Annotated in this window: 14 protein-coding genes and 2 pseudogenes; 11 read left to right on the plus strand and 5 right to left on the minus strand. The window is 67.6% G+C overall.

Annotated elements, in window-relative coordinates; genetic code table 11:
* Positions 1-203 precede the first annotated feature (203 nt).
* The 7 genes and pseudogenes from HJG44_RS00510 to HJG44_RS00540 all read left to right on the plus strand — a co-directional run.
* Positions 204-991: pseudogene (locus tag HJG44_RS00510) on the plus strand (IS256 family transposase); the annotation flags it as partial.
* 213 nt (positions 992-1,204) lie between these two features.
* Positions 1,205-2,164 carry an ABC transporter substrate-binding protein gene (locus tag HJG44_RS00515; protein WP_171216406.1) on the plus strand — a complete coding sequence of 320 codons (960 nt, stop codon included), beginning with the start codon at positions 1,205-1,207 and terminating at the stop codon, positions 2,162-2,164.
* Between the two features lie 101 nt (positions 2,165-2,265).
* Positions 2,266-3,054 (plus strand): ABC transporter ATP-binding protein, encoded by a 789-nt coding sequence (locus HJG44_RS00520; protein WP_171216407.1) that lies wholly within the window; start codon positions 2,266-2,268, stop codon positions 3,052-3,054.
* The gene (locus tag HJG44_RS00525) at positions 3,051-3,878 is read left to right on the plus strand and encodes an ABC transporter permease subunit (protein ID WP_171216408.1); all 828 of its coding nucleotides are present in this window, start codon (positions 3,051-3,053) and stop codon (positions 3,876-3,878) included. The genes HJG44_RS00520 and HJG44_RS00525 overlap by 4 nt, the downstream gene beginning before the upstream one ends.
* Before the next feature lie 117 nt (positions 3,879-3,995).
* The gene (locus tag HJG44_RS00530) at positions 3,996-5,009 is read left to right on the plus strand and encodes a Gfo/Idh/MocA family protein (RefSeq protein ID WP_171216409.1); all 1,014 of its coding nucleotides are present in this window, start codon (positions 3,996-3,998) and stop codon (positions 5,007-5,009) included.
* 5 nt (positions 5,010-5,014) lie between these two features.
* Entirely contained in the window at positions 5,015-6,271 is a 1,257-nt protein-coding gene (gene dsdA / locus HJG44_RS00535; RefSeq protein WP_171216410.1) for a D-serine ammonia-lyase, read from the plus strand.
* Positions 6,272-6,363: 92 nt separating this feature from the next.
* A pseudogene (locus tag HJG44_RS00540) lies at positions 6,364-6,932 on the plus strand (hypothetical protein); the annotation flags it as partial.
* Positions 6,933-7,126: 194 nt separating this feature from the next.
* Here the strand turns inward: HJG44_RS00540 and HJG44_RS00545 are convergent.
* The 5 genes from HJG44_RS00545 to HJG44_RS00565 form a co-directional block, all read right to left on the minus strand.
* Positions 7,127-7,456, minus strand: coding sequence for a hypothetical protein (locus HJG44_RS00545; RefSeq protein ID WP_171216411.1), 330 nt, complete (start codon positions 7,454-7,456; stop codon positions 7,127-7,129).
* Positions 7,453-8,031: a Uma2 family endonuclease gene (locus HJG44_RS00550; protein ID WP_171216412.1), complete on the minus strand. Its 579-nt coding sequence runs from the start codon at positions 8,029-8,031 to the stop codon at positions 7,453-7,455. Before HJG44_RS00550 ends, HJG44_RS00545 begins: the two co-directional genes overlap by 4 nt.
* A 56-nt stretch (positions 8,032-8,087) precedes the next feature.
* Entirely contained in the window at positions 8,088-9,584 is a 1,497-nt protein-coding gene (locus HJG44_RS00555; protein ID WP_171216413.1) for a CoA-acylating methylmalonate-semialdehyde dehydrogenase, read from the minus strand.
* Between the two features lie 41 nt (positions 9,585-9,625).
* Positions 9,626-10,612 (minus strand): complex I NDUFA9 subunit family protein, encoded by a 987-nt coding sequence (locus HJG44_RS00560; protein WP_246735983.1) that lies wholly within the window; start codon positions 10,610-10,612, stop codon positions 9,626-9,628.
* A 93-nt stretch (positions 10,613-10,705) separates the two neighbouring features.
* Complete coding sequence (locus HJG44_RS00565) at positions 10,706-11,689, minus strand: Bug family tripartite tricarboxylate transporter substrate binding protein (RefSeq protein WP_171216415.1); 984 nt, start codon at positions 11,687-11,689, stop codon at positions 10,706-10,708.
* A gap of 296 nt (positions 11,690-11,985) precedes the next feature.
* Between HJG44_RS00565 and rplU the strand changes: the two genes are divergently transcribed.
* The 4 genes from rplU (at position 11,986) to obgE (ending at position 14,589) form a co-directional block, all read left to right on the plus strand.
* A complete protein-coding gene (gene rplU, locus HJG44_RS00570; RefSeq protein WP_171216416.1) occupies positions 11,986-12,372 on the plus strand; it encodes a 50S ribosomal protein L21 in 387 nt (128 codons plus the stop codon).
* A 28-nt stretch (positions 12,373-12,400) separates the two neighbouring features.
* Positions 12,401-12,667, plus strand: a complete 267-nt coding sequence (rpmA, locus tag HJG44_RS00575) for a 50S ribosomal protein L27 (RefSeq protein WP_171216417.1) — start codon at positions 12,401-12,403, stop codon at positions 12,665-12,667.
* 181 nt (positions 12,668-12,848) lie between these two features.
* Entirely contained in the window at positions 12,849-13,484 is a 636-nt protein-coding gene (locus tag HJG44_RS00580; RefSeq protein WP_171216418.1) for a GNAT family N-acetyltransferase, read from the plus strand.
* A gap of 67 nt (positions 13,485-13,551) precedes the next feature.
* A complete protein-coding gene (gene obgE, locus HJG44_RS00585; RefSeq protein ID WP_171216419.1) occupies positions 13,552-14,589 on the plus strand; it encodes a GTPase ObgE in 1,038 nt (345 codons plus the stop codon).
* Positions 14,590-14,626: the final 37 nt, after the last annotated feature.

The raw sequence follows: 14,626 nt of genomic DNA on the forward strand, positions 1-14,626 counted from the left end.
CTCGGCGGCTTGCGAGGTTGCGGCTGGGGGCAGGCCGGCAAGTGCGCCGTGTGATCTGTGGTGGTTGTAGAGTGCTGGAAGCTGTCAAGGATGGCTTGAGGGCTTAGACTGTGGCGGGCAGGCTTAGGTCTCGTAGAACTCGTATCGCCAGGCTCCATTGCAGCACCTGGATGGCGTTCACCGGGAATGGCATGTACGGCTACGGCCGCAAGACCGTGACGACCGAGACCGGCCGGATGGAGCTCGAGATCCCGCGCGACCGGCAGGCGACCTTCGACCCGCAGCTCATCGCCAAGTACCAGCGCCGCTTCCCGGGCTTCGACGACAAGATCGTGTCGATGTACGCCCGCGGCATGAGCGCCCGGGAGATCGTGGGCCACCTGCGCGAGCTCTACGGGATCGACGTCTCGCCCGACCTCGTCAGCGCGGTCACGGACGCGGTTCTGGAGGAGATCGCGGCCTGGCAGGCGCGGCCCCTGGAGCCGGTCTACCCGCTCGTCTTCTTCGACGCCCTCAGGGTCAAGGTGCGGGACGAGGGCATCGTCCGCAACAAGGCGGTCCACATCGCGCTCGGCGTCCGGGCCGACGGGGCCAAGGAGATCCTGGGCCTCTGGCTCGAACAGAGCGAAGGCGCCAAGTTCTGGCTCCGCGTCACGAACGAGCTCAGGAACCGCGGCGTCGAGGATATCCTGCTCGCCGTCGTCGACGGTCTGAAGGGCTTCCCGGATGCGATCACGGCCGTGTTCCCCGAGACGGCGGTGCAGACCTGCATCGTCCATCTCCTGCGCCACAGCCTCGACTTCGTCTCCTACAAGGACAGGAAGCCCGTCGCGGCCGCCCTGAAGGGCATCTACCGGGCGCTCGATGCCGAAGCCGGCCGGGGGCCGCGCTCGCAGCATTCGAGGAGGGCCTCTGGGGCCGGCGCTACCCGGCCATTGGGCAGAGCTGGCGGCGCGCCTGGAACGAGGTCGTGCCATCGGCGTCAGCGCCCACTTCTTCCTCAGCCTGTTAGGGCGAAACGCCGATCCGACGGACAACCAATCGTTCGATTGGTCCCGCGAGCGCACCGCAAATATCTGATCCTGAAGGCGAATATCGCGGCTGCGAGCGCAGCCGGCCCAGCCGGATGCGCCATAATCGACGACACGGGAACGCCTGACCACCACCGAACACACGATCGAGAGAGGCTCACGTGCGATACGGATTGAAACACCTTCTGGTCGGCCTCGTTTTGATGGCCGCTTTCGGCTCCGGCGCCGCGAGGGCGCAGTCGATGGTCATCGCGACCGGCGTCGATCCGGCCTTCGCGGCCTTCTACGTCGCCAACCAGGCCGGCATCTTCAAGAAGAACGGCCTCAACGTCGACCTCAAGACCGGGCCGAGCGGCAGCACGATGGCCTCGCTCGTCATCGGCAACCAAGCACAGGCAGCGATGTCCTCCGAGCAGGGCGGCATCCAGAACTTCAACCGGAGCTCCGACGTCGTCGTCGTGTCGGAGGGCACGCAGATGGTCGGCTTCCACGGTCTCGTGGCGCGTGGCCACAAGACCCTCGACGAGCTGAAAGGAAAGAAGATCGGCGTCGCGAAGGGCACGGGCGGCGAGGCGTTCTGGCTCGCCATGCTGCAGAACAAGGGCCTGAAGGCGACAGACTTCCAGGTCGTCCAGGTCGAAGCGCCGGAGATGATCGCGGCGCTCGAGCGCGGCGACATCGTCGGCTTCGCGGCCTGGGAGCCCTGGCTCGCCAAGGCGCGCCGCGCCGTCCCGAATACCGTTCTGGTCATCGACGACGTCGGCATCATGAGCCCGCGCGCCTTCGTCTACATGAACAAGCCGTGGGTGCTGAAGAACGGCGCCGCGGCCGAGACCTTCCTGAAGTCCCTGATGGAGGCGAGCGACATCATCACCAAGCAGCCGAAGGAAGCGGCGGCCTATGTCGCCAAGCAGCTCAACTTGGACCTCGACCTCACGGAGGAGCTGATGCCGAAAGTGCCGAGCAAATTCCAGCTCACGCAGGACAGCATCAAGGCGCTGCAATTCGCAGAAGGCGTGCTGAAGGAAGGCGGCCGCCTGGTAAAGCCGGTCGATTACGGGAAATTCATCTACCCGGACCTGCTGAAGAAGCTCCGGCCGGAGGCGGTGAGCTACGAGGTTCCGAAATCCTGAGCATCGCGGGAGACCGCCCCGGCCTCCCGCCCGACGACAGATCCCGCCCCGATCGAGCTCGAGGCGGGAGCAGGCGAGCCAGTGTGGGAAAAGAACGGCCGATGGCGTTTCTCGAGCTGAAGAACGTGTCCAAGAGCTTCGTCTCCTCGCGAAGCCGCAGCACCTCGCTGGCGGTGCGCGACTTCGACCTCGAGATCGCGCCGGGCGAGTTCTTCTGCCTCCTCGGGCCCTCGGGATGCGGCAAGTCGACGGTCCTGACGATGCTGGCCGGGTTCGAGCATCCGACCGGCGGCGAGATCCGCGTCAACGGGCAGCCGGTCGAAGGACCGTCGAAGGACCGGTGCGTCGTCTTCCAGGGCGACGATTCCCTCTACCCCTGGCTGACCGCCGCGCACAACGTGGAGTTCGGACTGCGCATGGCCGGCATGCCGAGCGCCGAACGAAGGCAGAAGGTCGAGGCCGCACTCGGGCTCGTCGGGCTCTCCGGGCAGGGCTCGAAATTCCCCGCCGAGCTGTCCGGCGGCATGCGCCAGCGCATCCAGATTGCCCGCGCGCTCGTGATTCAGCCGAAGGTGCTCCTGATGGACGAGCCGTTCGGCGCGCTCGATGCGCAGACGCGGCATGTCATGCAGCACGAATTGCGCAAGATCTGGCTGGCGACGAAAAGTACCGTCGTCTTCATCACCCATGACATCGACGAGGCGATCCTGCTCGGCACGCGCGTCGGCGTGATGACGGCCGGTCCCGGCGGGACGCTGCGCGACGTCGTGACAATCAACATCGAGGGCGAACGCGACCGCCTCGATCCTGCCTATACGCGATACTACGCCGAGGTGCATGGCATGATCCGCGACGAAGTGGCGAAGTCCGTGAGGGCGATGGCCGCGTGACCCCCTCCAAGACTGCCACCCTGCCGCCTCCCATCGCCATCCCGAGACCCGCCTTGGGCCCGATCGCCAGATTTCTCGTCGCAATCCTCCCGTCGATCATCGGCTTCCTCAGCCTGTTTGTCGCGTGGCACGTGGCGGCCGCCTATCTCGTCCAGTCCGTGCTGTTCCCGACGCCGCTCGCCACGTTCGGCAAAGGGCTGGAGCTCGCGCTATCCGGGCAGCTCTGGATCCAGATCGGGGCGAGCCTGAAACGCATCATCCTCGGCTTCGCGGCGGGCTCGCTGATTGCGATCCCGATCGGGCTTGCGATCGGGAGCTTCCGCACGTTCCGCAAGCTCGTCGAGCCTTGGACCGAGTGTCTGCGCTTCATCCCTTCGGTCGCTCTCATCACCATCGCCGTGATCTGGTTCGGCATCGGCGAGGAATCAAAGATCTTCCTCATCATCTACGCGACCGTGTTCATCGTGATCCTGAACACCGCGGCCGGGGTCTCGGCGATCACGCCGAACAAGATCCGCGCGGCCCAGGCGCTCGGCGCGACACGCTGGCAGGTCTTCGCCTTCGTCGGGCTGCCGGCGACGGTTCCCTACATCCTCACGGGGATGCGCCTGGCGATGGCCAACGCCTTCACGACGATCGTCGCGGCCGAGATGATCGCCGCGAATGCCGGCCTCGGCGTGATGCTGTGGGACGGGCGCATGTTCATGATGATCGAGGAGATCTTCGTCTCCCTCGTGTGCCTCGGCGCGCTCGGCTTCATCACCGACCGGCTCTTCCGCCTCGCCATCCTGAGATTCGCCGGGCGCTTTTCGCCGACCATGTGAGGCGGGCGCAGTCCGCCGGATTTCAGCACGCTGCCCAAGCCCCCGCGCGGCGCCGGCGCGGCCGGAGCCTGACGCACGCAAGCCGGGTATCGAGACGCCGCCGGAGGACGTAGGAGAATGACAGTCAGAAAACCCGTCGGGATCGCCGTGGTCGGCTGTGGCCGGATCGTTCACGCCCATGCCGACGCGATCGCCCAGCAGCCGGACGTGGCGCGGCTTGTCGCCTTCGTCGACACGGACCTCGCCCTCGCGCAGAACATGGCGGCGCGATACGGCGCCCCGCACGCCTTCGGCAGCGTCGCGGAAGCGCTCGCGCATCCGGAGATCGAGGCCGTCGATCTCTGCCTGCCGATCGAGGCGCATGGGCCGGTGACGATCGAATGCCTGCGCGGCGGCCGGCACGTCATCGTCGAGAAGCCCATGGCGCAGGATGCGGCGACAGCCTACGCCATGAACGCGGCGGCGAAGGCGGCCGGGCGCGTCCTCGTGGTCGGCCAGTCGCGGCGCCATTCGTCCGCGGTGGGCTACGTGCGGGACAACCTCGCGAGCTTCGGGCGGCTGCGCTCCCTTCAGGCGGCCTTTTGCATGTACTGGGACGGGCCTCAGGTGCCCTGGTGGGCGGAGCGGACGCCGGAGGAAGGGCTCGTCATCCCCCAGCTCGGATCCCACGCGCTCGACTTCGTGCAGCTCATCATGGGCGAGCGGCCGACGACCGTCTATTGCCAGACCCATCGCTGGCGCGACTGCTGGAAGGCCGAGGACGAGGTCATGATGCTGCTAACCTACCCGTCCGGCCGGCTTGCCACGGCGCTTCTCTCCTACAACCAGCGGCCCTTCTTCGAGCGGCACTTCCTCCTGTTCGACGATTGCTTCGTGGAGGTGCGGGATTCGAAGACGGTGCTGGTCGACGACCGTGTGGTCCTTGCGCCGCCGGAGGACGACCCCGACGGCGAGCTGATCACCAACGAGCTGTTCAAGAACCAGCTCCGGGATTTCGTCCTGGCGATCGAGGGCCGGCCGAGCCGCAGCGCCTTCGCGCCCGAGACGGCGCAGCAGATCGAGATCCTCGATGCGGCCCTGGCTTCCTCGCTCTCGGGCCAGCCCGTGCAGCTCGGGCCGCTGCCGGCGTGAGCGCCATGCTGTGGAAAGATGGCGTCCCGGCGGAGGTCCGCGCCGGGCGTCCGATCGTCTGGTGGAACGACCGGGGAGCGGCTCCCGCCCCGCCGACGGTGGATGTCGACGAAGCCTTGCGGGAGGTCGCGTGGGGCCGCCCGTTCCTGCGCGCCATCTTTCCCGAGCTAGAGGCGACCGAAGGGAGGATCGAATCTCCCTTGATCCCATTGGGTGGCGGCGGCTGGAGCGTTCCCGGCCCGCTCTATGCCAAAGCCGACCACGCCCTGCCACTCACCGGCAGCGTCAAGGCGCGCGGCGGCATGTACGAGGTCCTGGGACATGCGAAGGAGGTCGCCTGCGCGGCCGGATTGCTGCCGGAGGGGACGTCGTCCGAACTGCTCGCCTCGGACGCCGCCCGCACCCTCTTCGCGGCGCGCCGCATCGCCGTCGGCAGCACGGGCAATCTCGGCTACAGTATCGGCATCCTCGGCCGAGCGCTCGGCTTCGCGGTCGTCGTGCACATGTCGCGCGACGCGAAAGCCTGGAAGAAGGCCCGGCTGCGTGACATCGGCGCCACGGTGATCGAGCACGAGGGCGACTACGCTGCCGCCGTCGCCAGCGCGCGGGAGGCGAGCCGCGCCGACCCGTCGAGCTATTTCGTCGACGACGAGAGTTCCCTGCCGCTCTTTAAAGGCTACATGTGCGGCGGCTTGGAGCTTGCCGACCAGCTAGCCGCCTTCGGCCTCGTGCCTTTGCCGGAACGGCCGCTCGACGTGCTGATCCCCTGCGGAGTCGGAGGGGCTCCGGCTGGCATCGCTTATGGCCTGAAGCACGCTTACGGCGAAGCGGTCCGCCTTATCCTGGTAGAGCCGACGCAATCGCCCTGTGTGTTGATCCGGCTCGCGGGTCTTGGCGTCATGAAATCCGTCTACGATGTCGGGCTTACGAACGCCACCCTCGCGGACGGCCTTGCGGTTCCGAGCGCCTCCGAACTCGCCTGCGCGATGGCCGGCGCCCTGATCGGGTCCGTCGTTACGGTGTCGGACGAGAGCCTCCTCGCCGCCTGCCGGGCTGCCTGGAGGGATCATGGCCTCAAGCTCGAGCTGTCCGGAGCCGCGGGTCTTGCCGCGCTCGGCGCATTCTACAATGATCTCAGGAGGCGAGGTGGGCCGGATCCCACCGCAACCATTGTTTGGACGACAGGCGGGGCGCACCTTCCGGAATTTGAGTTTCGAGCAATGCTTGCCGCGGCTGGGACCTCGGCTGCGCAGGTCGACTAAGAGCCCGTCCCGAAAGGGTTGCGTGATCGGGCAGACTTGATTCCAGAAGGGTGCTGAAGCCTGACCTGGATGCGCCATGTGGCCCCCGAGACCTGCGTCTGTGCTGGCAGGAGGTGATTGACCAGGCCGTGGCGCTCATCGCGATCGAGGCGACGCACTGGACGGCCCGCCGCCATGGTCAAGGCCGTCGGGATCAGCGTCTCGTCGGTCCAGCGCATCTGGAAAGCGCACGGGCTCAGCGACGAGACGTTCTATACGCTATGGCGGGATGGAAGTCTCCGACGCTCGGCGGCTGAAGGCGCTCGACGAGGAGAACCGCAAACTGAAGAAGCTCCTGGCTGAGGCGATGCTCGACGCGGCGACGCTGCGCGAGGCTCTCGGAAAAACTTCTGATGCCGGTGCGCGGAGAACAGCCGTGACCTGGACGATCAAGGAGAAAGGCTATTCGCAGCGGCGCGCCTGCAGGCTGATCGGCATGGAGCCGAAGACGTCTCGCTACGTGTCGACCCGGCCTGAGGACGTCGGCTTGCGAGCACGCCTTCGAGCTCTGGCAGCGGAACGGCGGCGGTTCGGCTATCGACGGCTGCACATCCTGCTGGGGAGCGAGGGTGTCACTCTCAATCACAAGAAGCTCTTCCGGCTCTCTGCTTGCGGCGGACTCGAAAGGCCGGTTCGTCAATCTTGAGATCAAGCCGCACTTTCCAGCGACCCGCCTCAGCGCCCGATCAGGCTCCTCGCCACGATCAGCCGCATGATCTCGTTGGTGCCTTCCACCTGAGCCATGACGCAAAGCCCATGCTATCAGAACAGATAGCAAGCGGGACGCGTCGCGTCGAGCACGGCTTCGGCCCCAGGTCACCTAAGCGCATCCACCTCGCATTTGGCATAGGCGGCAGCAGCCGTGACATAGGCGTTCAGCTTGGCGACATAGGCTTCGGCGGCGCTTTTGAAGGCCGGCACCTGCGCATTGTACGCCGTCACCTCGTCGTTGAACTTGTATGCCTCCCAGCCGAGGCAGCCAGGCGTGCCGGGCTGCTTGTCGACGCAGGGTCCCTTGACGGGCGCAGGCAGCTTGGCCGGGCGGGCGGCCGGGTCGGGAGGGGCCGGGGCGGTGCAGGCCGCAAGGGCAGGGGTTGCCGTGCAGCAGGCTGCCGCGAGCGCGAGGAGCGCGATCCGTCTTCTCATGTCCCCTCTGCACCGGACGGCGGCAGGAGATCCGCCACCGGGATCCGCAGGCCCGGCGGATCGAGGATGAGCTCGCCTGCCGAAAGGTCCTCCGATACGACCGCTCCGCCCTCGCCTCGTCGCCGGTGTGACACGATGCGGTCGTCCGGATCCACGACGAGATAGTGGGCGACGCTCTCGACCCGGAAGTAGTTGCGGGCCTTGCGACCCAGATCGCGATAGGCCGTCGAGGGCGACAGGATTTCCACGATCACGACCGGCCGGTCGACGAAGCGGGCATCGCCCGGCAGACGAGGGCCGCACTGGATGATGACGTCGGGCTGGTAGGAGGTGGCGCGATCGATCCAGATCCCGGGTCCCTCGACGAAGACTTCGCAGGGCAGACCGGCCCTGGCGACCGTATCCGCTAGCACCCGTGAGATGGCGAACTTGGTTCGGGCGTGAACGATACGCTCCGGCGCCATCGCAATGACGACGCCGTCATCGAGCTCGTAGCGGCCATCATCGTCCCGCGCGTCGGCCCAGTCGAGGAACTCCTCGACCGTCATCCGTGCGGGAGCGAGTTGCGCGGACATGCGACCTTCTCCGGGCGGAACCCGCCCTCAGCGTAGCAGGTCCCGCTTGCCGCGGCCTACTGCATGGTCGGGATGACGAACTCCGCGCCCTCCTTGACCCCGGAGGGCCAGCGCGAGGTAACGGTCTTCGTCTTCGTGTAGAAGCGGATGGAATCCGGGCCGTGCTGGTTCAGGTCGCCGAAACCGGAGGCCTTCCAGCCGCCGAAGGTGTAATAGGCGATCGGGACCGGGATCGGCACGTTGATGCCGACCATGCCCACATCGACCTTGGCGGCGAAGTCGCGCGCCGCGTCGCCGTCCCGGGTGAAGATCGCGACCCCGTTGCCGTATTCGTGCTCGGTCGGCAGGCGCAGCGCTTCGGCATAGTCCTTCGCCCGCACGACGGAGAGGACGGGCCCGAAGATCTCCTCCTTGTAGATGCGCATCTCGGGCGCCACCTCGTCGAAGAGGCAGCCGCCCATGTAGAAGCCGTTCTCGTAGCCCTGCAGCTTGAAGTTGCGGCCGTCGACGACGAGCTTCGCGCCCTCCTTGATGCCGAGATCCACGTAGCCCTTGATCCGGTCCAGCGCGGCCTGGGTCACGACCGGGCCGAAATCGGCGGAGGGATCGGTGGACGGGCCGACCTTCAGGCTCTCCACCCGCGGGATCAGCTTCTCGACCAGCTTGTCGGCGGTCGCCTTCCCGACCGGCACCGCGACCGAGATCGCCATGCAGCGCTCGCCCGCCGAGCCATATCCCGCGCCGATCAGCGCGTCGACGGCCTGATCCATGTCGGCATCCGGCATGATGATCATGTGGTTCTTGGCGCCGCCGAAGCACTGCGCGCGCTTACCCGTGCCGGCGGCCCGGTGGTAGATGTACTGCGCGATCGGCGAGGAGCCGACGAAGCCGACAGCCTTGATGTCCGGATCGTCCAGGATCGCGTCGACGGCCTCCTTGTCGCCGTTGACGACGTTGAGGATGCCGGCCGGCAGGCCCGCCTCGATCATCAGTTCGGCCAGCCGCATCGGCACGCCGGGATCGCGCTCGGACGGCTTCAGGATGAAGGCGTTGCCGCAGGCGATCGCCGGGCCGAACTTCCACATCGGGATCATGGCCGGAAAGTTGAACGGCGTGATGCCGGCCACGACGCCGAGCGGCTGGCGCATCGAGTAGATGTCGATGCCGGGGCCGGCGCCCTCGGTGTACTCGCCCTTCATCAGGTGCGGGATGCCGCAGGCGAACTCGACGACCTCGAGGCCGCGCTGGATGTCGCCCTTCGCGTCCGGGATCGTCTTGCCATGCTCGCGGGCGAGGAGCTCGGCGAGGGAATCGTATTCGCGCTGCACGAGGTCGAGAAACCGCATGAGGACGCGGGCGCGGCGCTGCGGGTTGGTCGCCGCCCAGGCGGGTTGCGCCGCTTTCGCATTCTCGACCGCGGCCCGAAGCTCGGCCTTGCTGGCGAGCGCAACCCGGGCCTGGACCTCGCCCGTCATCGGCTCGAACACGTCCGCATGGCGGCCCGACGTGCCCGCGACGGCCTTGCCGCCGATGAAATGCCCAATGTCACGCATGAGCGTGTCTCCCTATGGTCTGATGATGGCGCGTCGGCGGCTCAGGCCGCGCGCTTGAGGTCGAACTGGCCGGTCTTGCGGAAACGCGTGAGGTAGGCCGGTACGATCGCTTCCATGGCGCGCGGCGTCATTCCGATGCCTTCGAGCGTCCTGGCTTCGGCCCTGGCCCCCTCGGACACCACGTTGTCCTGCCGGAGCAGGACGAGCTGATCGCGGGTGAGCTTCAGTTCGTCCGGCAGGAGGCCGAAACTCAGCGCGTCGACGATTTCCATGACGCGGGCCTGAATTCGTGCGAGGCCCTCCGGCATGGCGATGATCATGCGCTTCCGCTCGGTCACCTGAAGGACGTATTCCACGAGCTCGCGCAACGTGCGGATCTCGGGCCCTCCGAACTCGTAGATCCGCCCGCCCAACACCCTGCCGTCGACCGCGAGCGCGATCGCCTCGCCGACATCGCCCGCCCAGACGGGCTGGAAGCGCGTCTCGGCGCCAGCGATCGGCAGGATTGGCAGCGCCCGCGCCAGTGCCGCGAAGCGGTTGAAGAAGCTGTCGCCCTGCCCGAACAGGACCGAGGGCCGGACGATCACCGCGTCGGGTCGGGCCGCCAGGACGGCCGCGTCGCCCTGCCCCTTCGTACGAGCATAGGCCGATGCCGAATTCGGGTCGGCTCCAATCGCCGAGACCTGGACCAGGGGCAGGCCCGCGGGGGTGCCTTCCGCGATCACCCGCGCGCCCTCCGCCTGGACCGGGCCGAAGCTCTGGCGCCCGCTCTCGCTCAGGATGCCGACGCAGTTCACGACCGCATCCGCCCTGTCGAGCGCGCGCCTCACCGTGTCGGGATAGCGCAGGTTCGCCTGGACGAGCTGGATCTGCCCGACGACGCCGAGCGGCTGCAGGAAGAAGCCGAGATCCGGCCGGCGCACGGCGACGCGCACGCGATAGCCGCGCTTGGCCAGCGCGCGCACGACATGGCGGCCGAGGAAGCCCGAGCCGCCGAAGACGGTCACGAGCTTCGGGGATTGACGCATCGCGTCCATGGAGCGGAGACCCTGAACTCTCTTGCGGGCTCCCTTACGGCAACGGCGACCCGCCTGGGAAGCGGCGCGAGCGGCGAAAACGTCTCACTCGAGCTTCGCGCCGGAGACCCGCACCATTTCCTGCCACATCGGGCGCTCCTTGTGGGCGAGCCTGGTGACATCCTCCGGCGGCGAGCCGAGGACGCGCGCACCCGCCGTCTGGAAGCGCTCCTGCACGGCCGGCTCCTTCGCGATCTGCTGCAGCGCCTGCGAGACCTTCTGCACGATCGCCGCAGGGGTTGCCTTGGGCACCACGAAAGCCGCCCAGGAGGTGACCACGAAATCGTCCATCCCGGCCTCCTTCATGGTCGGCACGTCCTTCATGGTCGGCCAGCGCGTCGGCGACGTCACGGCCAGCGCCCGCATCTGCCTGGATTCGATGATGCTCGTGTAGGACGCGAGATTATCGATTGCGAACTGGATGTCGCCCTTCAGCATGGCCGGGATGGTCGCGGCCGCACCCCGGAACGGCACATGCGTACCCCTGATGCCGTTGCGCGTGCAAAACAATGCGCCCGACAGGTGCGGCGTGGTGCCGACGCCCGGGCTGCCGTAAAAGATGCCGCCCTCGCGCGCCTTAGCCCAGGCGATAAACTCCCCGAGCGTCTTCGCCGGGACGTGCTCGGAGGGCACCACCGCGACGTTGGGCAGCTCCCAGGTCATCGATACGGGCGCGATGTCCCGGTCCGGGTCCCAGGACATCTTGGCGTAGAGATACTGGTTGATCGAGAAATGGCCCACGGTCGCGGAGCCGATCGTGTAGCCGTCGGGCTCGCTCTTGGCGACGGCATCGATCCCGATATTGCCGCCCGCGCCGGGCCGGTTCTCGATGACCCAGGTCCCGCCGAGCCTCTCCTTCAGCCGCTCCGCCAGGATTCGGGTGAGGACGTCCGTCGAGCCGCCCGCAGGGTAGGGCACGATGATGCGCACCGGCTGCCGCGGCCAATCCGCCTGCGCGAGCGCCGGCCGGGCGAAGCCTGCCGCTCCCAATCCCGCGAGCGCGATCCTGCGTGTGATCGAGAACCTCATCCTGGCGTGTCTCCCGGGCGTCTTGCAGCGCCTGGAGGGAACACTACTCAGGCCGAAAGCGCGTGGCTACCGCCGCCGGGGAGATGAACAGCCATGGCGGCAGGGATGCCGGACCGCGCTCGCTCATTGACAATCGCGTCCGGCGCACCTATTCACCACGAGTTCACGCGTGGGCAGGTCTGCCCACGCGTTCGTCGTTTTGGCGCTTCGCTCCGCTTGGCCGCCGAGACATCCCGCAACTGCAAAGAAGCCGGACACGCGCAAGCGGAGATCCGGTTGGAACACGGATCAGAACGATGTTCGCAGTGATCAAGACCGGCGGCAAGCAGTACCGCGTCGCCGCCAACGACGTCATCACGGTCGCCACGCTTCCGGGCGAGGCGGGCTCGGACGTGACCTTCGACCAGGTCCTCACGCTGTCCCATGCGGGCGGCGTGGAGGTCGGCGCCCCCGCGGTTGCCGGCGCGACCGTCTCCGGGACCATCGTCGAGCATGCGCGCGGCCCGAAGGTGATCGCCTTCAAGAAGCGCCGCCGCCAGAATTCGCGCCGCAAGCGTGGCCACCGTCAGGACCTCACGGTCGTGCGGATCGGCTCCTTCTCGCTGAACGGGAAGACGCTGTCCGCCCCGGCGGCGGCTGCCGCATCCGAACCGGCCCTGGCCGAATCGGCCCCGGTCGAGTAGAGTCGAGACAAGTTCAGGAACACGCGTCATGGCACATAAAAAGGCAGGCGGCTCGTCCCGCAACGGCCGCGACTCCGAAGGCCGTCGTCTCGGCGTCAAGAAGTTCGGCGACGAGTGCGTCATCGCCGGCAACATCATCGTGCGTCAGCGCGGCACCAAATGGCACCCGGGCGTGAACGTGGGCATGGGCAAGGACCATACCCTCTTCGCGACCACGGACGGCCGCGTCCGATTCCTCACGAAAGCCGGCCGAGCTTTCGTATCGGTCATTCCCGCCCAAGAGGCGGCCGAGTAGCGGCGGAGAGTCCGACTGGAGCTCCGCCAATGTTCCCACGGAACCGGCGGGCGAAGCTCCGGACAGGCCCTTAAACGGCCGAGCTTCGATCCTAGGGGGAGGTGGGAGACCACCTCCCCCTAGTCGTTTGGGCCCCATGTCCCGGCGCAGCCGGACAGCCCATCAGGATCGGAGCAGGACGATGTTTCCCGACCTCACCCGTGACGACGTGTTCCGGCTCGAGACCCGCCGGCTGTGGCTCCGTTGGCCGCGCCAGGCCGACGCCGCCGCCATCGTCCGTCTGGCCGGTGAGAAAGTCGTAGCCGACATGACGGGGATCATTCCGCATCCATACCCTCCGGACGAGGCCGAGACGTTCGTCTTCGCCGCCAGGCAAGCCAATGCCGACGGACGCAGGCTCGTCATGGCGATCACGCCGCGCTCGAAACCGAACCAGCTGATCGGGGTGGTCGAGATCCGCTGCGACGTGCCCTCCGCCCCGGTCCTCGGCTACTGGCTCGGGGCGCCGCATTGGGGCCAGGGCCTCGCGACGGAGGCGGCGCGCTCGCTGATCGACGCCTTCTTCGCCTATACGGAGGGCAAGGAGCTGACTGCCTCCGTCCGGGTGATCAACCCGGAGGGACAGCGGGTCCTGGAGAAGTGCGGCTTCTCGGCCGTGGGATCTGGCCTGGAGGCCTTCCCGGCGCGGGGCGGGCTCCTGCCGGTCGAGAGATATCGGCTCGACCGGCGCAAGTGGCAGAGCTTCAAGACCTGGAGTGCCTCCGACTACGTCCCGCAGCGGCCGGAGGAGCCGGCGGCGCTCGCTGCCGCGCATTGAGCGAGGCCGCCCCGATCCTATCTTGGATATGCCGCCGGGGTCGGGGCGGCCGAGAGTTGAGTCCGCGATGAAGTTCCTCGACGAGGCGAAGATCTACATACGCTCCGGCGACGGCGGGAACGGCATCGTCGCCTTCCGGCGTGAGAAGTTCATCGAGTTCGGCGGGCCGAACGGCGGGGACGGCGGCAAGGGCGGCGACGTCTGGGCTGAGGGCGTCGAAGGCCTGAACACGCTGATCGACTACCGCTACCAAGTGCATTTCAAGGCGCAGCGGGGCCAGCACGGCATGGGCCAGAACCGGGCCGGCGCCAAGGGCGACGACATCGTCCTCAAGGTTCCGGTCGGGACGGAGATCCTCGACGAGGACGGGGAGGAGCTCATCGCCGACATTTCCGAGCCGGGGCAGCGCGTGCTGCTCGCCCGCGGCGGCAATGGTGGCTTCGGCAACGCCCATTTCAAGACCTCGACGAACCGCGCTCCCCGCCATGCCAATCCGGGCCAGGAGGGCCAGGAGCGCTGGATCCGCCTCAGGCTGAAGCTGATCGCGGATGCCGGCCTGGTTGGGCTGCCGAATGCGGGGAAGTCCACCTTTCTCGCCGCCGTCACGGCCGCCAAGCCGAAGATCGCCGACTATCCATTCACCACGCTCCATCCGGGGCTCGGCGTGGTGCGCAGCGCCGGCCGCGAATTCGTCCTCGCCGACATCCCGGGCCTGATCGAGGGGGCGCATGAGGGCGCCGGGCTTGGGGACCGCTTCCTCGGCCATATCGAACGCTGCCGTGTGCTGCTGCATCTGGTGGACGGCACGAGCGAGGAGCCCGGCCGGGCGTACGAGACGGTCCGCCGCGAGCTGGAGGCCTATGGCCACGGGCTTGCGGAAAAGCCCGAGATCGTCGCGCTGTCCAAGGCCGATGCGCTCGACGGGGAAACGCTTGCGGGGCGTGTCGCCGACCTGGCGGCTGCCGCGGCGCGGAAGCCGCTCGTGATCTCCTCCGCCTCCGGGCTTGGGATCGAGGATGCGCTCGGCCGGCTGGCCGATGTGATCGGGGCGAAACGGACGGAGGAGAAGGCGGAGGCGGAGCCCGCACCGGCCTGGCGGCCTTGATTGGCCTAGAGGCGAGCCTCGTGCTAGCACAGCACTC

Origin of the sequence: Enterovirga aerilata (genome assembly GCF_013044135.1) — a bacterium.
Lineage (GTDB): Bacteria > Pseudomonadota > Alphaproteobacteria > Rhizobiales > Beijerinckiaceae > Enterovirga > Enterovirga aerilata.